This window comes from Roseivivax sp. THAF30, assembly GCF_009363575.1.
GTDB classification, from domain to species: domain Bacteria; phylum Pseudomonadota; class Alphaproteobacteria; order Rhodobacterales; family Rhodobacteraceae; genus Roseivivax; species Roseivivax halotolerans.
Genome location: NZ_CP045389.1, coordinates 3,026,722 through 3,046,288, shown reverse-complemented (window position 1 = coordinate 3,046,288; position 19,567 = coordinate 3,026,722). Strand labels below are relative to the sequence as shown.

The following is a 19,567-nucleotide window of genomic DNA, read 5'->3' as shown; positions in this document are numbered from 1 at the left end:
CCAAACCCACCCGGAAGACCAAGGGGGTTTCGAGATGACCCAATCCACATTGATTATCGGCGCAGGCGGTGTCGCGCAGGTCGTGGCGCATAAATGCGCGCAGAACAACGATATCCTGGGCGATATTCATATCGCCTCGCGGACGATCTCCAAATGCGAGGCGATCATCGAACACGTCCGCGAGAAGGGCGCGATGAAAGAGGATCGCCGGATCCAGCCGCACCAGGTCGATGCGCGCGACAGCGCGGCGGTCGCGGACCTCATCCGCGCGACCAAGGCGGACATCGTCATCAACGTGGGCTCCGCCTTCGTCAACATGTACGTGCTTGACGCCTGCATCGAGACGGGTGCCGCCTATATCGACACGGCGATCCACGAAGAGCCGGACAAGATCTGCGAAACGCCTCCCTGGTACGCCAATTACGAGTGGAAGAAGCGCGATCTCTGCGCCGAAAAAGGCGTGACCGCGATCCTTGGCGCGGGCTTCGATCCGGGCGTGGTGAACGCCTTCGCGCGCTACGCGATCGACGAATACATGGATGAGGTCGCATCCATCGACATCGTGGACATCAACGCAGGCTCGCACGGCAAATATTTCGCCACGAATTTCGACCCCGAGATCAACTTCCGGGAATTCACCGGGGTGGTCTATTACTGGGAAGACGGCCAGTGGAAGGAGACCGAGATGTTCGCCTCGGGCCATGACTGGGATCTTCCGGTCGTGGGCACGCAGCGCGCCTACCAGTCGGGCCATGACGAGGTGCATTCGCTGGCGGTGAACTACCCCGAGGCCGATGTGCGCTTCTGGATGGGCTTCGGCGAGCGCTACATCACGGTCTTCACGGTCCTGAAGAACCTCGGGCTCTTGTCGGAGCATCCGGTCACCACGGCCGAAGGGCAGGAGGTCGTTCCGCTCAAGGTCGTGAAGGCCTGCCTCCCGGACCCGTCGAGCCTTGCGCCGAACTATACCGGCAAGACCTGCATTGGCGATCTGGTGAAGGGGACCAAGGACGGCAAGCCCGCCGAGGTCTTCGTCTACAACGTGGCCGATCACAAGGAGGCCTATGAGGAGGTCGGCAGCCAGGGGATCTCTTATACCGCGGGCGTGCCGCCGGTCGCCGCGGCGATCCTGATCTCGCAAGGCGATTGGGATGCCAAGACGATGAAGAACGTCGAGGAGATGGACCCCAAACCCTTCTTTACCGTGCTCGACCGTATCGGACTGCCGACGCGGGTTCTGGAAGGTGGGCTTGGAGGAACCGACAAGGCCTGGAACGGCTGAGCTTTTCGGCGCGCGACGTGAAATGGCCGGTCCCGAGGGGCCGGCCTTTTGCGTGGAGTGGTTGACCCTCGGGACATGCCCGAGGATGACTTTGGACCAATGCCTAGATCGTGCTCTACCCGCCGGTATGGCTCATGTGGCGCGAGACCCGACCATCCACGCTTTGACGGGAATAGTCGAAATCGTGGCCCTTGGGCTTGAGCGCGATGGCCGCGCGGATGGCCTCTTCGAGCGGCGCGTCTGTAGAGGGATGGTTGCGGAGGGCCGAGCGCAGGTCCGCGTTGTCCTCTTGTCCGAGGCACATGAACAGCTCGCCGGTGCAGGTCAGGCGAACGCGGTTGCAGCTCTCGCAGAAATTATGAGTGAGCGGCGTGATGAAGCCGATCTTCTGCCCGGTTTCCTCGATCCGCACGTAGCGGGCCGGGCCGCCCGTGCGGTCGGGCAAGTCGGTCAGCGTGTATTCCTCGGCGAGACGCGCGCGCAGATCGGTGAGCTTCCAGTACTGGCCGATCCGGTCCTCGTTGCCGATATCGCCCATCGGCATGACCTCGATCCAGGTCAGATCCATGTCGCGTGCCGCACACCATTCGGTCATGGTGAAGAGCTCGTCCTCGTTGAAGCCCTTGAGCGCGACCGCGTTGATCTTCACCCGCAAGCCCGCTCGCTGGGCCGCATCGATGCCGCGGATGACTTGGGGCAGGCGGCCCCAGCGGGTGACATCCGCGAATTTCTGCTCGTCGAGCGTGTCCATCGAGATGTTCACGCGGCGCACACCCGCAGCGTAGAGATCGTCCGCGAAGCGCTCCAACTGCGAGCCATTGGTCGTCAGCGTGAGCTCTTTCAGATCGCCCGCCTCGAGATGGCGCGTCATGGACCGGAAAAAGGTCATGATGTCCCGCCGGACCAGCGGTTCCCCACCGGTGATGCGGAGCTTCTCGACACCGAGTCGCACGAAGGTGGAGCACATGCGGTCAAGCTCTTCGAGCGTCAGCAGCTCCTTCTTGGGAAGGAACTGCATGTTCTCGGACATGCAATAAACGCAGCGGAAATCGCATCGGTCGGTCACGGAGACGCGCAAATACGAGATCGGGCGCTGGAACGGGTCGATAAGCGGCATATTCATGTGTCAGAGTCTAGTAATTCGCGGCGTCGCCAGCAAGTATCGGCGCCGAAAGACAGACAGGACAAAGGTCTCGACACATGCAGCTATCGCGCATCGCACTCCTCGCCGTTCCGGCCCTGATGGCCGGATGCAGCCAGGTCGAAGGGTTTTTCGGGGCCGGACAGTCGGATCCGGGGCCAAGCGCCGCTGCACCTGCCGAGAGCGCCGCACCGGCGGCGACGAACGCGCCGGTGCGGCCTCCGGCAAACGCGGTGACGGCGGACGATTTCGATACGTCCACGGATGCCGAGCGGCAGGCCGCGGCAGCGCCTGCGCAGGGCGGTGATGCCGAACTCGGGCGAGTGGTCGTGTCATTGGGCGCGGCGGCAGAGCCCGGTTTCTGGCTCGAGACGCCGCTCGTCGATGCGGTGACGCCGGGGCGGGTTGAACTGGCAAACGGCGAATCGGCGCAGGTCGAGCTGCGCCCCGCGCCCGAAGGCAGCGGCAGCCGGCTATCCTTGCCGGCGATGCGGCTTCTGAACATCCCGCTCACTGACCTGCCAGAGGTGACGGTTTATCGCTCAGAAGGCAGCGCCTGAGGCGGGGCCAGGGACGGGCGATGCGCGCGGGTGAATTGCGTCTGTGCTTCGTGCGGATCGGAGAATGATTGCCCAATCGGCCGCGATCGTCAGTCGATTGCGCCTGTGTTGAGAACGCGTGCAGGAACGCCAGCGACGGTGGTGCCGGATGCCACGTCAGAGGTGACGACCGCGTTGGCTCCTATCCGAACATGGTCCCCGATCTTGAGAGGCCCAATCAGCTTGGCGCCAGCCCCGATATCGACATGACCGCCAATTTCGACCCCGCCTGAAACGGTGACTTGCTGAAACAGCAGGCAATTCGGCCCAATGATCGACTCGGGATGCACGACGACCCCTGTAGGGTGCGGCAGCAAAAGACCTCCGCCAATGCGCGAGTTGATCGGGATATCCGCTGCAGTGACGATGGACCAGAAACGATGCTGAAACACCCAATAGGCTTGAATGATCTTTTTGAACGGGCCGGATGCTGCCTGGTAACGGCGGATGGACTTCAAGAGACGGTGCGACGGTGACCAGAGCCTTTCGGCGCGCTCTCGGCTCCAGTCGGGTTCTGTCGCTGATACGGCGCCAGTAAAGTCTTCTTTCTTCACGATATCCTGCCCCCTGAGGCGCGCAGGTTTCCGCTGCACCGGCGTCCAAAAGATGGCCGTTCTCTCGCGATGTCAACTGCGATGATAGCAGCGGAGGTCGTAGGAACTAATATCACGCTTTGCATTTAAAGACGGGGATCGGGTCCGGAGAAACCCGGATATAGATCGCGCCAGGCTGACCAATCTGAATACATGTCACACTCGTTATAAGTCTGAGCCGCTGCATCCGTTCAGTGAACAATTTAAGCAAAGGGCTCGCCGGATTTCCGGTATTTGGAGTCAGTCCTCGAAAAGACAACGCTGTCATTGAATGGCTGCGATGACAATGCAGGCATTTTTGAGCGAGCTGTAGGGTGACGAGCTGTGGGTATTGCGCTGGCCGGGCGCGGGTCCGGCCAGAACGCTGTCCGTTGGAAGAGGTCACCGCATCAAGCGATGAGGAACACGCAAAGGCGGCGTTCGTTTCGCGTTCATGACCGAGCTTCTTGAGTCCCAACTGCTTCTGACCCTTTGGCTGCTCGTGATGGTGCCTTGCCTCGCATGGACGGTATGGGATCTGCGCGTTCGAAACGCGCATCTGATGCCGCTGATGAAGGTGGTCTGGGCACTGACCGTCCTCTATTCGGGGCCGTTCGGCCTGATGATCTATCGCTGGTCGGGCAGGAAGGAGATCGCCTCCGACGGTCTCTGGCGCCGCGCGGCGCGCTCGGTGGCGCATTGTTATTCGGGCTGCGGGATGGGCGAGATCGCGGGCGTCGTCCTCGCCGCCGGCGTGTTGTCTCTGGCGACGCATTGGGTGGCTGTCACCACCTTCTGCCTCGCCTACGTGGCGGGGTTTGCGCTGACCGTCGGCCCCTTGATGCAGGGCGGTATGCCCGCGAGCCAGGCGTTCAAGGATGCCGCGCTGGCCGAGACGCCTTCGATCACCGTGATGGAGATCACTGCCATCGGCGTCAGCATCTGGGCCGGTGGCGATGCGGGCCTGGGCGATGTGCGCTTCTGGACCGCCCTGATCCTGTCCCTGTCCTGCGGTCTTTTGGCGGCCTACCCCGTGAATGTGGCGCTCATCCGTTTCGGCGTGAAGGAAGGCATGATGGATCCGCGCAATACCGGCCACGATCACGGTTAAGCGGAGACGGAGGTCAAAGCCCGCAGGAACACCTGCGTCCGAGCGTCGTTGTACCGTATTGGCGAAAGGTGTGCGGTCATGGAATTTCTGGACATGCTGATCAAGGTCGTCGCGATCATGGCGACGATCATCCTTCTCACGCGCATTCTGGGTCTGCGCTCATTTTCGAAGATGTCGGCCTTCGACTTCGCCGTCACGGTTGCCATCGGCTCGGTGCTGGCGAGCGTGCTGACCACACCCGATCAGAATTTCTGGATCGGGATCGGAGCCATTGCGGCACTTTATGCTTGGAAGATGGCGATGGCGCCCCTGCGAACGCGCTTCGACTGGGTGCGTCGTCTCGTCGATACGACACCGCTTCTCGTGATGCGCGACGGCGAGGTGCTGTGGGACAACATGAAAGCCGCGCACATGACCCATGACGATTTGCTCGCAAAGCTGCGCCAGGCGAACGTGCATCACATGGCGGAGGTGCGCGCCGTGATCATGGAAAGCACGGGTGTCGTCAGCGTCATGTCCGGCCCGGACCACGCTGAGATCGACGACTATCTCCTTCAGGATATCCGCACAGAGGGGAAACGCGGCCGCCTGGCCGGGGCGCATTGAGCCCCGGCATCTCGTGCGCGTTCAGCCCTTGGGATAGCCCATCGTGCCGACGGCCTCGCGGATCTCGTCGACGATGGCCGGATCGTCTATGGTGGCAGGCATCTTGAAGTCCTCGCCATCGGCGATGGACGCCATCGTGCGCCGCAGGATCTTGCCGGATCGCGTCTTCGGCAGGCGGTCCACCACCTTGCAGAGCTTGAAGGCCGCGACGGGACCGATCTGGTCCCGCACGCGTTTGACGCATTCCTTCTCGATCTCGTCATGCGGGCGGTTCACGCCCTTCGTAAGGCAGACGAAGCCCATGGGAAGTTGCCCTTTGAAGTCGTCCGCGACCCCGATCACCGCGCATTCGGCAACGTCCGGGTGGCCGGCCAGAACCTCTTCCATCGCGCCGGTCGAGAGGCGGTGCCCCGCGACGTTGATGACGTCGTCGGTGCGCGCCATGATGTAGAGATACCCGTCCTCGTCGATCATGCCCGCGTCGCCCGTCTCGTAATAGCCGGGGAAATGCGCGAGGTAGCTCTTGCGGAACCGCTCGGGCGCGTTCCAGAGGGTCGGCAGAGTGCCCGGCGGCAGCGGTAGCTTGATCGCGATCGCGCCGAGATTGCCGGGCGCGACCGGGGTGCCGCCCTCGTCGAGGATCTGCACATCGTAGCCTGGCATCGCGACCGAGGGCGAGCCGATCTTGACCGGCATCGTCTCGATGCCCGCGGGCATGCCCGCGATGGTCCAGCCGGTCTCGGTCTGCCACCAATGGTCATAGATCGGTTTTCCGGTGACGCGCTGCGCCCACTCGATGGTGTCGGGATCGGCGCGCTCGCCCGCGAGGTAGATCGCACGGAGATGGCCGATTTCCCAATCGGCCAGCATCTTGGCCTCTGGATCCTCGCGTTTCACTGCCCGGAACGCCGTCGGCGCGGTGAAGAAAGAGCGCACCTTGTGCTCCGAGATCACGCGCCAGAAGGTCGAGGCGTCGGGCGTACCAACCGGCTTGCCCTCGAAAAGGACGGTGGTGTTCCCGGCGATGAGCGGCGCGTAAACGATATAGCTGTGTCCGACGACCCAGCCGACATCGGACGCCGCCCAGAATACCTCGCCCGGATCGACGTTGTAGATGTTCTTCATCGACCAGTGCAGCGCCACGAGATGGCCTGCGGTCGGACGAACGACCCCTTTGGGCGCGCCGGTCGTGCCCGAGGTGTAGAGAACGTATGCGGGATGATTGCCCTCGACGGGCACGCAGGGCGCAGGCTCGACCCCGTCCTGGAAAGCGTGCCAGTCGTGATCGCGGCCGTCGATCAATGCGGCCTCCTCGCGCTCGCGCTGGAAGATCACGGTGAAGTCGGGTTTGTGCTTTGCCTCCTCGATGGCCCCGTCGAGCAGCGGCTTGTAGGAGACGGTCCGCCCCGGCTCGATCCCGCAGGAGGCCGCGATGATCGCCTTCGGCTCGGCATCGTCGATCCTCACGGCCAGCTCATGGCTGGCAAAGCCGCCGAAGACCACCGAATGGATCGCGCCGAGCCGCGCGCAGGCCAGCATCGCAACGGCGGTCTCGGGAATCATCGGCATGTAGATGATGACGCGGTCACCCTTCTCGATGCCCTTGGCGCGAAGCGCGCCCGCAAGCCGCGCGACCTGCTCCTGCAATTCGGCGAAGGTGATTGCGTATTTGGTATCGGTGACCGGGCTGTCATAGATGATCGCCGCCTGGTCGCCGCGTCCGTTTTCCACGTGACGGTCGACCGCGTTGTAGCAGGTGTTCACCTTCGCCTCGGCGAACCATTCGTAGAGATGATCGCCCCGGTCATAGAGCGCGCGGGTCGGCGCTTCGTCCCAGTCGATGGCGCCGGCCTGTTCGAGCCAGAAGGCCTCCGGATCACGCTTCCAGCTTTCATATACCTCGGCGTAGCTCATGTGATGGCCTCCCTCGCTCCTTGGTCCCTGCGGTCACGTGTTACGGAGCGTCAGGAGGGTCTGGCAAGCGTCGCGGCAACATTCGCGGCGCTCTGCGACAAAAAGTTTGCAGAAATCGCCTGTTAGCGCTTGCAAATTTTTGCAAAGCCGCTCGGATTGCGAAGTTTTGTGCTTGATCCAGAGAAGTTTGCAAATTCGCGCTTTGCAACGTCTCGGTCAGGTCGACTCGAAGCTATAGCCAAATCGGGTGATGTCGGGCGCGCAGAGCTCTGCAACCCGGTCGCGCAGCTCCGGCGTGTAATACCCTTGCCATTCCGCCTCTCGCGTCGAGCGGTTCACATGCGGCATGTCGAGCTTGAAGCCGAGCACCTTTTCGAAGGCGGGCAGATCCTCCTCCAGGGCTTCGAGGCGCAGATAGAGCGCCGGTGCGACCGCGCCGTTCGACCAGGTGACATAGGACGGATAGGGCTGCGCCGCGATCGCCGCCGCGTTCGCCTCATCTGAGAGAAACCCCTCGAAATCGGTTCGTTTGGCCAGATGGACGGCCGGATGATCGAAATCCTGCGCCCGCAGCCAGTGATAATAGCTCACCATCCGGTCCCAGGGGTTGCGCACGAGCGTGACCACATGAAGCCGCGAGAGCGTGTCCTGCGGCACCCCGCCTTCGATATCGGCAAGGCGGCTGTGCTTCCAGATGCGTCCCTGCGCGCCATCCAATGTCTTGACCCGGTTGCGCCGGGCCTGCGCCTTTGGCGTGTCGCCGATCAGGATATCGTCGCGATGGGCGCGCGCTTCGAGCGCCAGCGCCAACGACGTGCCGCCGGTCTTTGGGATATGCACGAAGATGTAGCCGCGCCCGGGCGAAATGATCATGGAACCATTGATAGCCAAAGCTTGGTGCCGCGCAACGACGCTGATCCGGGGCCGACGCCTTTGGGCGAGGTTGCGCCGGCGAGGGGCCAGCCCCTCGCGCTCCCCGCGGTATTTTTACCAATCCAAAGAAGGGACGCGCGCCTTTGGTCTTTGGGTTGGCGCAAATACCGCGGGGTGAATTCGGGCCAAGGGCCCGAAGAGGGGCAGCGCCCCTGTCTGTGCGACCTTGCCAGCCGCGCGGGGATTGGTCACCTTGCACGGCACTGGATAGGGGAGGAGAGAGATATGGGCTGGTTGCCGGACGAGACGGGGCTTGAACGCTGCGAGGCGAATTACACGCCACTGACGCCGTTGTCTTTCCTGAGGCGCGCGGCGGATGTCTTCCCCGATCATCTGGCGGTGGTCTACAAATCCTGGCGCAAGAGCTACACCGAGTATCACGCGCGCGTCTCCCGGCTGTCCTCGGCGCTCGCCGGCAAGGGGATCGGTTCCGGCGACGTGGTGGCTACGCTTCTGCCGAACATCCCACAGCATGCGGAGGCGCATTTCGGCGTGCCCGCGGCGGGTGCGGTTTTGAACGCGATCAACACGCGGCTCGATACCGGCACGGTCGCCTATATCTTCGAGCATGGCGGCGCGAAGATCGCGCTCGTCGACAGCGACCTCGTTCCGCTGGCCGAGGCCGCGCGGGAGGAGATGGAGGGCGAGGGGCCCGAGATCGTCGAGATCGTCGACGAGGTCGCGGGCCGCAGCGCCACGGGCAGGCACATGACCTACGAGGATCTGCTCGAGACGGGCGACCCGCAGGCACGCTGGATCATGCCGGACGATGAGTGGGAGAGCCTTGCGCTCAATTACACTTCCGGCACGACCGGCCGGCCGAAAGGCGTCGTCTATCATCATCGCGGCGCGTATCTGAACGCGATGGGGCAGGTTCTCTCCTGGCGGATGGTGCTGCACCCCGTTTACCTCACGATCGTGCCGCTCTTTCATTGCAACGGCTGGTGTCACACCTGGATGATGCCCGCCGTGGGCGGCACGCTCGCCTGTTGCCGCGAGATCGCCGCGAAGCCGATCTTCGAGGCCATCGCCGAGGAGGGCGTCACCCATTTCGGCGGCGCGCCCATCGTGCTCAACACGCTCATCAACGCGCCTGAGGACGAGCGGCGCGACTTCCCGCAGATTGTGGAGGTCTTCACGGCCGGTGCGCCGCCCGCGCCCTCGACGCTCGCCAAGATCGAGCCGATGGGCTTCAACGTCACCCATGTCTACGGGCTGACGGAAACCTACGGTCCCGGCACCGAATGCACCTGGCAGCGGAAATGGGATGGCACCGAAGGCGCGGCGCGGGCCGATCTCAAGGCCCGGCAGGGTGTGGCGATGCCGTTCCTCGACCATGTCACCGTGACCGACGAGGCGATGGCCGAGGTGCCGCGCGACGGCGAGACCAAGGGTGAGATCATGTTCCGGGGCAACGGCGTCATGAAGGGGTATTACAAGAACTCCGAAGCGACGCGCGAGAGTTTCGCGGGCGGCTATTTCCATTCCGGCGACATCGCGATCCTCGAGGAGGACGGCTATATCCGCATCGCGGACCGCGCCAAGGACATCATCATCTCGGGCGGCGAGAACATCTCCTCGGTGGAGGTGGAGGGCGTGCTGATGGAGCACGAGGCGGTCTCGCTTTGCGCGGTAGTCGCCAAGCCGGATGAGAAATGGGGCGAGGTGCCCTGCGCCTTCGTGGAACTGAAAGCCGGGGCCGATGTGGACGAGGCCACGCTGATCGCCTTCGCGCGCGAGCGGCTTGCGGGCTTCAAGACACCGAAGAAGGTGGTGTTCGAGGAACTGCCCAAGACCTCGACCGGCAAGATCCAGAAGTTCCAGCTGCGGGCGCAGGCGAAAGAGCTGTAGCCGGACGCCGCGACACGCAGTCGATTGCCGATCCCGTTGCCTGAGTGTAGCGTCGCGCCAAGCAGGCAGAGCAGCACCGGAGCGCATGACAGCCCTAACCCAATACCAGCGTCTCGAGGCGACGGGCCTCTGGCGCGAGAGCGATGAGGCGCAGCGGCGCGAGGTCGTGGTCTCCATGGGCGAGGCGAGCGTTACGATCTCCGATTTCACCGAGCGCGCCTTGGCGCATTGGTCGCTTGCCGCCATCGAACGCGCGACGCCCCGCGGCGAGATCCCAGCGATCTATCATCCCGACGGCGATCCGCGCGAGACGCTCGAGTTGGGTGAGGATGCGCGCGACATGGCCGAGGCCATCGACCGCGTGTTGCGCGCGATCGAGCGCGGGCGGCCGCATCCCGGCAAGCTGCGCTTCTGGATCGGCGGCGGTATCGCCGCGACGGCGGTCCTCGCGGGCGCGCTCTGGCTTCCGGGCGCGCTGCTGGCCTATTCGGTCGAGGTCGTTCCCGATGTGAAGCGCGACGAGATCGGTGCGGCCCTTCTCGAACGGATCGAGCGGGTCGCGGGTCAGCCCTGCCGCTCCGCCGAGGCCGAAGAGCCGCTGCGCGCGCTTGGCCGCCGGGTTCTGGGCGAGGGCCGCGGCGGTGACCTGACCGTTCTGCGCGGGGGCGTGCCCGACACCGCCCACTTGCCGGGCGGGCTCATTCTCATCAACTCGCAGATCGTCGAAGATCCGGAAGATCCGGACGTGACCGCAGGCTACGTGCTGGCCGAGGCGCTCCGGGCCCGCGCCAGTGATCCGCTGGTCGATCTTCTCGAACGGGCGGGGCTTTTCGCGACGATGAAGCTGCTGACCACGGGGGAGCTTCCCGAGGGGGCGCTCGACGATCATGCCGAGGCGTTGATGAGCATGCCGCCGCCGCCTGTTGCGAATGATGCGCTGCTCGCGGCCTTCGCGGCGGCGGAACTGCGATCGAGCCCCTATGCCTATGCGCTCGACATGACGGGCGAGACGACTCTGCCCCTGATCGAGGCCGATCCACGCCGCGACGAAGGCAGCACGCCGGTGCTGACGGATGCCGAATGGGTCCGCCTTCAGGGGATTTGCGGCAGCTAGAGCTGCCGCTGTATCATTGCGGGATGACGATGATCGGGTCTTTGACCCGGTGCCGGTCCGCCGTCGCGACAAGCCGGCGCGGGACCGTGTTGGTCCAGACCTGCTGGGTGGCGTAATAGCCGTCGGGCGTCTGGAAGGCGCGGCGCGGGTTCAGGCGGTCGTCGTCCCAGGCGCGTTCGTAGCCGGCGGGCACGATGGTCTCCTGCTCGGCCGAGAGCGTCGCGAAGACCTGGTCGGGCACGATCGTCGGGCCCGGGCCGCGCGGCGTCTCCGGGGCCATGCGAAGGTTCCCTTCGTCGTAGCCCTCACGAATGTAGACGTTCTTGCCGGTCGGAGCCTCGCCGCGGCGGATCACCGTCACCGGGCTTGCCGCTTGCGGGCCGCATCGAACCGCAAGGCCCCGGTTGTTGCCGATATATTGCTGCGAGATGGCCGATGCGCCCTGGCAGCGTGATCCGTCCGTTGTCGGTGCTGCGGCGGTCGTCGCGGGCGCGGCCTGACGGACGACGCGCTGCGGAGCAGGCGTCGGGGCGGGGGCCGGTGCGGTCCGCACGATCCTGGGCGCGGGCTTGGTCGCCTGTGGCTCTGGCGGCGGCGCTTGCCGGACCACGCGCTTTGGTTGTTGCTGTGGCTGCGGGGCTGGCGCTGCGGTGCGCGCGGGCTGCGGGGCGGGGGTGGGCGCGTTGTCGATGGTGATCTGTTCGGCACCGCGCGCCTCGGGTGCGGCGGTCCGCGTCGCTTGCGCCCCTAAGGTCGGCGTCTGACCGCAGAGCGTCTGACGCGCGCGATTCACGCGCGGCACCCAGCTCACGGCGCCGTCGACACCGGCCCGGATATAGACGCATCCGCGGCTGTCGACGTATTGACGGCCCTGGTAGGAGGCCGGCGGAAATTCCTGCGGCACATCGGTCGAGCGCTGCTGCGCGATAGCGGCATCTCCGAAGACGACGGACGCGGCCATCGCGGCCATCGCGGTGAAAGTCAGTTTCTTCATCTCAAAGCCCCCCACAGGCGTATTAGGCCGACGATGCAGCAACAAGTTGCGCCTGTAAAGCTCTGCATGCGCTTATTTAGTTCCGAACATGCGGTCTCCGGCATCGCCGAGGCCGGGCACGATATAGCCCTTTTCGTTGAGCCGCTCGTCCAGTGCGGCGGTCACCACGGGCACATCGGGATGCGCTTCGGCCATGCGGCGCACCCCTTCGGGTGCGGCGAGAAGACAGAGGAAGCGGATATTCGTCGCGCCCGCCTGTTTCAGAAGGTCGATCGCCGCGACCGAGCTGTTGCCGGTGGCGAGCATCGGATCGACAGCGATGGTCACACGGTCCGACAGGCCCTCGGGCACCTTGAAGTAGTATTGCACGGGCTCCAGCGTTTCCTCGTCGCGATAGAGGCCGACAAAGCCGACCCGCGCCGAGGGGATCAGCTCCAGCACCCCGTCCAGAAGGCCGTTGCCCGCGCGCAGGATCGAGATGAGCGCGAGCTTCTTGCCGTCAAGCGTCGGCGCTTCCATCGGCTGCAGCGGCGTGTCGATGGTCTTGGTGGTCATCGGCAGATCGGTGGTGATCTCGTAGGCCAGCAGCTGGGAGATCTCGCGCAGGAGCTGCCGGAACACGGCGGTCGAGGTCTCTTTCTCGCGCATGATGGTCAGCTTGTGCTGGACGAGCGGGTGATCGACGATCTTGAGCGTATCGGGTGTCATTGGGCCTCCAGGCGCTTGGCGATGGCATCGCGGGTGACCTCGTCGCAGAAGGCATGGGCGAGGGCGGTTGCGTTGAGCTGCGCGAAATCCTCGGCCTGCCAGCCGAAGGTGCGGGCAAGAGAGACGTATTCGTCGCGCATCGTGGTGTGGAAGAAGGGCGGATCGTCCGTGGAGACGGTGATGGGCACGCCGCGGTCGCGCAGCGTCTCGATCGGGTGCGCCTCGAGCCGGTGATAGACACCGAGCGCCACGTTGGAGCCGGGGCAGACCTCGAGGCAGATGCCGTTCTCGGCGAGCCGGTCCATCAGCGCGGGATCTTCTGCCGCGCGCACGCCGTGTCCGATGCGCGAGACGCGCAGATCGTCGACCGCCTCGGCCACCTCGCGCGGCCCGCGCCATTCGCCCGCATGGACGGTGAGCTGCAGTCCGGCCTCACGCGCCATGTCGAAGGAATAGGCGAAATCCTTCAGGCTACCGCGGTTCTCGTCCCCGCCCATGCCATAGCCGGTGATGAAGTCGCCCGCCGTCTCGGCGGCGCAGCGAGCGGCCTTCTTGGCCTGGTCGGGCCCGAAATGGCGTACGCAGGTGACGATGCCCCTGAGCGTGATGCCCATGTCGCGCTCGCACAGCTCCGCCGCCTCGCGGATCGCGGCGAGGTATTCGCGCCACGCGCCAAGATCGCCGCCGCCGCAGAAATCGGGCGAGAGGAAGCTCTCGGTATAGATCACGCCGTTGGAGGCGCTCTCCTCCAGAAGGGCGACGGTCAGGCGATGGTAATCCTCGGGTGTCTTGAGGACGGTGGTGGCTGCCTCGTAGACGCTCAGGAAGTGCTCGAATCCGGAGAAGGCGTAGCTTCCATCGGAGCGGAAGACACCGTCGAGATTCAGGCCCTTTTCCTTCGCGAGCCCGCGAATGAAACTCGGCGGGGCTGCGCCCTCATGATGCAGGTGCAGTTCCAGCTTCGGCATCGCTGCGATGGCGGCGAGGCTTTCCTCGGTATGGGGTGTGTCGTCTTTCATCATAGGGCGGAGGCTCCGGGGCCTTGAGAGGGGATGTCGAGATGCGCGGCGATGCTGGCCGCGACATCGGCGAAGGCGATCTGGCCGAGGCTGCCGGTCCCGAGCCCCGCGATCAGCACGGGAACGCGTTCGCGGGTGTGATCGGTCCCGGTCCAGGTCGGATCGTTGCCGTGATCGGCGGTGAGAACCAGCATGTCGCCGGGACGGAGGCGTCGCAGCAGCGCGCCGAGTTCGCGATCGAACCACTCGAGCGCACGCGCATAACCGGGCACATCTCGCCGATGGCCGTAATGGCTGTCGAACTCGACGAAATTGGCGAAGGTCAGGCTGTCTTCGGGCATCTCGTCGATGGCCTCGCCGAGATGGCGCATGAGATCCGCATCCGCACCCTTTCTCAGCTCGTCGATCCCTTCCATCGAGAAGATGTCACCGATCTTGCCGATGGCGCGGACGGTGCGTCCGGCATCTTGCGCCCAGTTGGTCAGGACCGGCTGCGGCGGGCGGATCGCGTAGTCGCGGCGGTTGGCTGTCCGCTGGAAAGCGCCCGGAGCGCCGATGAAGGGCCTGGCGATGACGCGGCCGACGCGCATCTCATGGAGGCGCGGCGCGATGCGCTGACACAGATCGAGCAGCCGCTCGAGCCCGAAGTGTTCCTCATGGGCGGCAATCTGGAAGACGCTGTCGGCAGAGGTGTAGCAGATGGGCCGCCCCGTGCGGATATGCTCTTCGCCGAAGCGGTCCAGCATCACGGTGCCGGAGCCGTGACAATTCCCGAGGATGCCGTCCGTGCCGACGATCTTGCAGACCTCGGCAACGAGATCCTCCGGGAAGGCAGGGTTTGTATCGGGGAAGTAGTGCCAGTCCCACGGTACGGGCAGGCCCGCGAGTTCCCAATGGCCGGACGGCGTGTCCTTCCCGGGAGAGGTTTCGGTAGCTGCGCCCCAGTAGCCCGAGGTCTCACCGCCCCCGAGATCGGGCAGCGTCAACCCGGATGCGAGCGCCACCGCCTGCGACAGGCCCAGCGTGTCGAGATGGGGCAGATGCAGGGGGCCGCTCCGCCCCTCTTCGGCCTGGCCCGCCGCGCAGGCCTCCGCGATATGGCCGAGCGTGTTCGAGCCGGTATCCGGAAGCCCGTCGTTGAAGAACCGATCCGCATCGGGCGCGCCGCCGATGCCGACGGAATCCATGACGACGAGAAAGGCGCGGGGCATGGCAGCTCCTCTGGACCGAATGATCTGAGGGCCTAGCCCGGTGTGCGGGTCACGGCAAGGGCAGGTCCGGCGTCAGAGGCCGGTCGCGATCCGGCCCAGAGAGCGCGGCGTCGGTGCATGGTCGGCGATGGAGAATGCCTGGGTGAGCGCTGCCTCGACCGCGTCGGCATCCTCGATCCGGGCCGCGTGCAGGCGAAGAAGCGGCTGGCCCCGCGCCACCTCCGCGCCAAGGCCGAGAACATCCGACAGGCCCACAGCCGGGTCGACGCTGTCGGTCTCCACCCGCCGCCCGCCGCCGAGCCGCACGACAACGTGGCCGAGCGCTTCGCCATCGATCGCCGCGATATGGCCCGTGGCAGGCGCGGCAAGCTCGCGAATGACCGGCGCTTCCGGCAAGAAACGGGCAGGCGTCTCGACAAATCCGATCGGTCCGCCCTGCGCGTAGACCATTTTCTGGAAGGCGTCGGCCGCGCGGCCATCCGCAAGCGTTGCGCGCAGCCTGTCCGCACCTTGCCCGGCGTCTTCGGCCTGGCCCGTGCGCGCCAGGAGCGCGCCGCCGAGTAGCGCGGAAAGCCCAGCCAGACGCCCCTCGGGCGCGCCGCCTTTCAGGACATGCACCGCCTCCAGCACTTCGAGCGCATTGCCGAGTGCCGGGGCGGCGGGCTCGTTCATGTCGGTCAGACATGCAACGGTCGGGCAGCCGGCGGCATTGGCCGTCTCTGCCAGCGCCTCGGCGAGCTCCGTCGCGGCCTCCTCGGTCTTCATGAAGGCGCCGCTGCCGACCTTCACGTCGAGCACGAGCCCTTCGAGCCCTGCCGCCAGCTTCTTCGACAGGATCGACGCGGTGATGAGGTCGATGCTTTCCACCGTGCCGGTCACGTCGCGCACCGCGTAGAGCCGCCGGTCGGCCGGCGCGATGTCGGCCGATGCGCCGACAATGGCCGCGCCCGCCTCGCGCACGGCGCGGTCGAACTCGGCTTCGCAAAGCGCGGTGCGAAAGCCGGGGATCGCCTCGAGCTTGTCGAGCGTGCCGCCGGTGTGACCGAGCCCGCGCCCCGAAATCATCGGAACGTAGACGCCGAGCGCCGCGAGCGCCGGGGCGAGGACGAGGCTCACGCAATCGCCGACCCCGCCCGTGGAATGCTTGTCGAGGACGGGCCCCGGCAGATCCCATCTCAGCGTCCGCCCCGAATCCCGCATGCCTTCGGTGAGCGCGGTGCGCCCTGCCTCGCTCAGGCCCCGCAGGCAGACGGCCATCGCGAAGGCCCCGGCTTGCGCGTCAGAGACGGATCCGTCCGCAAGACCTGCTGCGAACGTGGCGAGCGCGGCACCGTCCGGTTCTTGTCCGCGCCGAAGACCCGCGATGAGCCGCGCGGGCTCCATCAGCTGCCGTCCATGTGGCTCTGCGTGAAGGCGCCCGGCAAAAGCTCGCCCACGGAGAGGCGGGTTTCGGTTCCGTCGAGCGTGGCGAGCGTTACCATCGTGGCGGGCGCCGCGAATTCCGCGATCTTCTGGCGGCAGCCGCCGCAGGGCGGCACCGGGGCCGCGCTGCCCGCGACGACGTAAAGCTCTGCGATCTCGGTCTCGCCCGCTGCGACCATCGCGGCGATGGCCCCGGCCTCGGCGCAGGTGCCCTCGGGATAGGCCACGTTCTCGACGTTGCAGCCGCTGAAGACCGCACCCGATGCTGACCGAAGCGCCGCGCCGACCTTGAAGTCCGAATAGGGGGCATAGGCGTTTTCGCGGACGGCAAGCGCATCATCGCGTAGGGTCATCGGGTCCTCCGGGGGCTATGGGTAACGGTCATCGTGGCTGCGGCGCGAAGCAAGAGCAAGGGGAACCGGCGCGCGGCAAGCGCGTTTCCATTTCAATCGAAAGGAGGCTTGCATGACCCAGAGCCATCTCGTTCTCGACCCCGGCGCGGACCTTCCCGCCGATCCCCGCGAGCCCATGACCGACAAGCAGGCCGCGACCCTGCGCCAGCTCACCGACGAAACCGGTGAGGAATTCGACATGGCGCTGACCAAGCGAGAAGCCGCACGGCGCATCGCCTATCTCGAGGAACTGGCGAAGTAGCACCGGCGCCTTCCCGTCGCGGGGGATTTAAGCTAGCCCTCGTCCCAGGCGACGAGGACGAGGGCTTTCATGTCGGACCAGACCAGCGACACGCTGCGCCAGCAGGCGCTTGACTACCACCGCTTTCCCAAGGCCGGAAAGCTGGAGATCCGCGCAACCAAGCCGCTCGCCAATGGCCGCGATCTCGCACGGGCCTACTCGCCCGGCGTCGCGGAAGCCTGTCTCGAAATCAAAAGCGATCCGAAGGCCGCGCGCGATTACACGTCGCGCGGCAATCTCGTCGCGGTCGTGTCCAACGGGACGGCAGTCCTCGGCCTCGGCAATATCGGCGCGCTGGCCTCCAAGCCGGTGATGGAAGGCAAGGCGGTTCTCTTCAAGAAATTCGCCGGCATCGATTGCTTCGACATCGAAGTGAACGAAAGCGACCCCGAGAAGCTTGCCGACATCGTCTGCGCGCTTGAGCCGTCTTTTGGCGCGATCAACCTCGAGGACATCAAGGCGCCCGATTGCTTCGTGGTCGAAGAGATCTGCCGCGAGAGGATGAACATTCCCGTCTTCCACGACGACCAGCACGGCACCGCCATCGTCGTCTCGGCGGCGGCCTTGAACGCGGTGAAGCTCGCGGGAAAGACGTTGGAGGACGTGAAGGTCGTCTCGACGGGCGGGGGCGCGGCCGGGATCGCGTGCCTCAACATGCTCGTCAAGCTCGGCGTCAAGCGCGAGAACATCTGGCTTTGCGATATCGACGGGCTCGTTTATGAAGGCCGCGAGACCGAGATGACGCCGCAAAAGGCGGCCTATGCTCAGGGCAGCACCGCCAAGACCCTCGGTGACGTGATCGAGGGCGCGGATCTCTTTCTCGGGCTGTCGGGGCCGAATGTCCTCAAGCCCGAGATGGTCGAGAAGATGGCGCAGACACCGATCATCTTCGCGCTCGCCAATCCCAATCCCGAGATCATGCCCGATCTCGCGCGCCAGGTGGCGCCCGACGCGATCATCGCGACGGGTCGGTCGGACTTTCCGAACCAGGTGAACAACGTGCTTTGCTTTCCCTTCATCTTCCGCGGCGCGCTCGACGTGGGCGCGACGACGATCAACGACGAGATGAAGATCGCCTGCGTCGAGGGTATCGCCGCGCTGGCCCGTGCGACCACGAGCGCCGAGGCCGCGGCGGCCTATCGCGGCGAAAGCCTGACCTTCGGGCGCGACTATCTCATCCCCAAACCCTTCGATCCGCGCCTCTCGGCCACGGTCTCGGTCGCGGTGGCCCAAGCCGCGATGGCCTCGGGCGTCGCCGAGCGCCCGATCGAGGACATGGATGCCTACAAGGCCAAGCTGCGCGCGAGCGTCTATCGCTCCGCGCTCCTGATGCGGCCGGTCTTCGATGCCGCCGCCGAAGCCTCCCGCCGCATCGTCTTTGCCGAAGGCGAGGACGAGCGCGTGCTTCGCGCCGCCCAGGCCGTGCTGGAAGAGACGCCGGAGCAGCCGATCCTGATCGGCCGGCCCGAGGTCATCAACATGCGCTGCGAGCGGCTCGGCCTCGAGATCCGGCCCGAGCGCGACTTCAACATCGTGAACCCGGAGAACGATCCGCGCTACCGCGACTATTGGAACACTTATCACGAGATCATGGCCCGGCGCGGCGTCACGCCCGACCTTGCCCGCGCGATCATGCGTACGAACTCGACGGCGATCGGCGCGGTGATGGTGCATCGCGGCGAGGCCGACAGCCTGATCTGCGGCACGTTCGGGGAATATCGCTGGCATCTCAACTACGTCACGCAGGTTCTCGGCAGCGAGACGCAGTACCCGCACGGCGCGCTCTCGATGATGATTCTGGAGGACGGGCCGCTCTTTATCGCCGACACCCATGTGCATTTCATCCCGACGGCCGATCAGATCGCGCAAGCGGCCCTCGGTGCGGCGCGGCACGTGCGGCGCTTCGGCCTCGAGCCGAAGATCGCGCTGTGTTCGCAATCGCAATTCGGCAACCAGAACAGCGAGGCGGCGGAGCGAATTCGCGCGGGGTTGGCCGTGCTCGATGCCGCGCCGCGCGAATTCGAATACGAAGGCGAGATGAGCGTCGAGGCGGCCCTCGATCCCGAGCTGCGCCAGCGCCTCCTGCCCGGCAACCGCATGAGCGGAAAGGCGAACGTCTTGATCTTCGCCAATGCCGATGCGGCCTCGGGCGTGCGCAACATTCTCAAGATGACCGCGCAAGGGCTCGAGGTCGGTCCGATCCTCATGGGGATGGGCAACCGCGCGCATATCGTGACTCCCTCGATCACGACGCGCGGGCTGCTCAACATGGCCGCGCTGGCCGGAACCCCGGTCTCGAAATACGGCTGATCTGACAATTTGGGTTGGCCCAAATACCGCGGGAGCGCGAGGGCAGGGCCCTCGCACCGCGCGATGAGCCAAGGGCTCATCGCGCCA

General features: G+C 65.5%; 18 protein-coding genes. 8 read left to right on the top strand and 10 right to left on the bottom strand.

What is annotated here, in order from left to right:
* The first annotated feature begins 34 nt into the window (after positions 1 to 34).
* Entirely contained in the window at positions 35 to 1,282 is a 1,248-nt protein-coding gene (locus FIU91_RS14790) for a saccharopine dehydrogenase family protein (RefSeq protein WP_152463052.1), read from the top strand.
* Between the two features lie 115 nt (positions 1,283 to 1,397).
* Here FIU91_RS14790 and moaA read toward each other — a convergent pair whose 3' ends face one another.
* On the bottom strand, positions 1,398 to 2,405 hold the full coding sequence (moaA, locus tag FIU91_RS14785) for a GTP 3',8-cyclase MoaA (RefSeq protein WP_152463051.1): 1,008 nt from the start codon (positions 2,403 to 2,405) through the stop codon (positions 1,398 to 1,400).
* Between the two features lie 77 nt (positions 2,406 to 2,482).
* Here moaA and FIU91_RS14780 point away from each other — a divergent pair, with 77 nt between their 5' ends.
* Positions 2,483 to 2,983, top strand: a complete 501-nt coding sequence (locus FIU91_RS14780) for a hypothetical protein (protein ID WP_254701972.1) — start codon at positions 2,483 to 2,485, stop codon at positions 2,981 to 2,983.
* 89 nt (positions 2,984 to 3,072) lie between these two features.
* Here the strand turns inward: FIU91_RS14780 and FIU91_RS14775 are convergent, their stop codons facing one another.
* The gene (locus FIU91_RS14775; RefSeq protein ID WP_152463050.1) at positions 3,073 to 3,576 is read right to left on the bottom strand and encodes a serine O-acetyltransferase; all 504 of its coding nucleotides are present in this window, start codon (positions 3,574 to 3,576) and stop codon (positions 3,073 to 3,075) included.
* Between the two features lie 472 nt (positions 3,577 to 4,048).
* Here FIU91_RS14775 and FIU91_RS14770 point away from each other — a divergent pair, with 472 nt between their 5' ends.
* Both FIU91_RS14770 and FIU91_RS14765 read left to right on the top strand, forming a co-directional pair.
* Positions 4,049 to 4,705 (top strand): DUF4396 domain-containing protein, encoded by a 657-nt coding sequence (locus FIU91_RS14770; protein ID WP_152463049.1) that lies wholly within the window; start codon positions 4,049 to 4,051, stop codon positions 4,703 to 4,705.
* A gap of 78 nt (positions 4,706 to 4,783) precedes the next feature.
* Positions 4,784 to 5,311, top strand: coding sequence for a DUF421 domain-containing protein (locus FIU91_RS14765; protein ID WP_152463048.1), 528 nt, complete (start codon positions 4,784 to 4,786; stop codon positions 5,309 to 5,311).
* A 21-nt stretch (positions 5,312 to 5,332) separates the two neighbouring features.
* On the opposite strand, the gene FIU91_RS14760 is transcribed toward FIU91_RS14765, so the two are convergent.
* Entirely contained in the window at positions 5,333 to 7,225 is a 1,893-nt protein-coding gene (locus FIU91_RS14760) for a propionyl-CoA synthetase (protein ID WP_152463047.1), read from the bottom strand.
* Positions 7,226 to 7,441: 216 nt separating this feature from the next.
* The gene (locus tag FIU91_RS14755) at positions 7,442 to 8,098 is read right to left on the bottom strand and encodes a sulfotransferase family 2 domain-containing protein (protein ID WP_152463046.1); all 657 of its coding nucleotides are present in this window, start codon (positions 8,096 to 8,098) and stop codon (positions 7,442 to 7,444) included.
* A gap of 285 nt (positions 8,099 to 8,383) precedes the next feature.
* On the opposite strand from FIU91_RS14755, the gene FIU91_RS14750 reads away from it, so the two are divergent.
* Together FIU91_RS14750 and FIU91_RS14745 are read left to right on the top strand one after the other, a co-directional pair.
* Complete coding sequence (locus FIU91_RS14750; RefSeq protein WP_152463045.1) at positions 8,384 to 10,009, top strand: AMP-binding protein; 1,626 nt, start codon at positions 8,384 to 8,386, stop codon at positions 10,007 to 10,009.
* A gap of 85 nt (positions 10,010 to 10,094) precedes the next feature.
* Positions 10,095 to 11,123 carry a hypothetical protein gene (locus FIU91_RS14745; RefSeq protein WP_152463044.1) on the top strand — a complete coding sequence of 343 codons (1,029 nt, stop codon included), beginning with the start codon at positions 10,095 to 10,097 and terminating at the stop codon, positions 11,121 to 11,123.
* A gap of 13 nt (positions 11,124 to 11,136) precedes the next feature.
* Here FIU91_RS14745 and FIU91_RS14740 read toward each other — a convergent pair whose 3' ends face one another.
* The 6 genes from FIU91_RS14740 to FIU91_RS14715 all read right to left on the bottom strand — a co-directional run bounded on the left by FIU91_RS14740 (position 11,137) and on the right by FIU91_RS14715 (position 16,830).
* Positions 11,137 to 12,117 carry a hypothetical protein gene (locus tag FIU91_RS14740; RefSeq protein WP_152463043.1) on the bottom strand — a complete coding sequence of 327 codons (981 nt, stop codon included), beginning with the start codon at positions 12,115 to 12,117 and terminating at the stop codon, positions 11,137 to 11,139.
* Positions 12,118 to 12,189: 72 nt separating this feature from the next.
* Positions 12,190 to 12,825, bottom strand: a complete 636-nt coding sequence (gene upp / locus FIU91_RS14735) for a uracil phosphoribosyltransferase (RefSeq protein ID WP_093009594.1) — start codon at positions 12,823 to 12,825, stop codon at positions 12,190 to 12,192.
* Positions 12,822 to 13,844 (bottom strand): adenosine deaminase, encoded by a 1,023-nt coding sequence (locus tag FIU91_RS14730; protein WP_152463744.1) that lies wholly within the window; start codon positions 13,842 to 13,844, stop codon positions 12,822 to 12,824. The genes upp and FIU91_RS14730 overlap by 4 nt, the downstream gene beginning before the upstream one ends.
* The gene (locus tag FIU91_RS14725; protein ID WP_152463042.1) at positions 13,844 to 15,055 is read right to left on the bottom strand and encodes a phosphopentomutase; all 1,212 of its coding nucleotides are present in this window, start codon (positions 15,053 to 15,055) and stop codon (positions 13,844 to 13,846) included. Before FIU91_RS14725 ends, FIU91_RS14730 begins: the two co-directional genes overlap by 1 nt.
* Before the next feature lie 72 nt (positions 15,056 to 15,127).
* Positions 15,128 to 16,438 (bottom strand): thymidine phosphorylase, encoded by a 1,311-nt coding sequence (locus tag FIU91_RS14720; protein ID WP_152463041.1) that lies wholly within the window; start codon positions 16,436 to 16,438, stop codon positions 15,128 to 15,130.
* A complete protein-coding gene (locus FIU91_RS14715) occupies positions 16,438 to 16,830 on the bottom strand; it encodes a cytidine deaminase (RefSeq protein WP_093009591.1) in 393 nt (130 codons plus the stop codon). The genes FIU91_RS14720 and FIU91_RS14715 overlap by 1 nt, the downstream gene beginning before the upstream one ends.
* Positions 16,831 to 16,942: 112 nt before the next feature.
* Between FIU91_RS14715 and FIU91_RS14710 the strand changes: the two genes are divergently transcribed.
* Together FIU91_RS14710 and FIU91_RS14705 are read left to right on the top strand one after the other, a co-directional pair.
* Entirely contained in the window at positions 16,943 to 17,131 is a 189-nt protein-coding gene (locus FIU91_RS14710; protein ID WP_093009590.1) for a DUF3072 domain-containing protein, read from the top strand.
* A gap of 69 nt (positions 17,132 to 17,200) precedes the next feature.
* On the top strand, positions 17,201 to 19,480 hold the full coding sequence (locus FIU91_RS14705; RefSeq protein ID WP_152463040.1) for an NADP-dependent malic enzyme: 2,280 nt from the start codon (positions 17,201 to 17,203) through the stop codon (positions 19,478 to 19,480).
* The last annotated feature ends 87 nt before the right edge of the window (positions 19,481 to 19,567 follow it).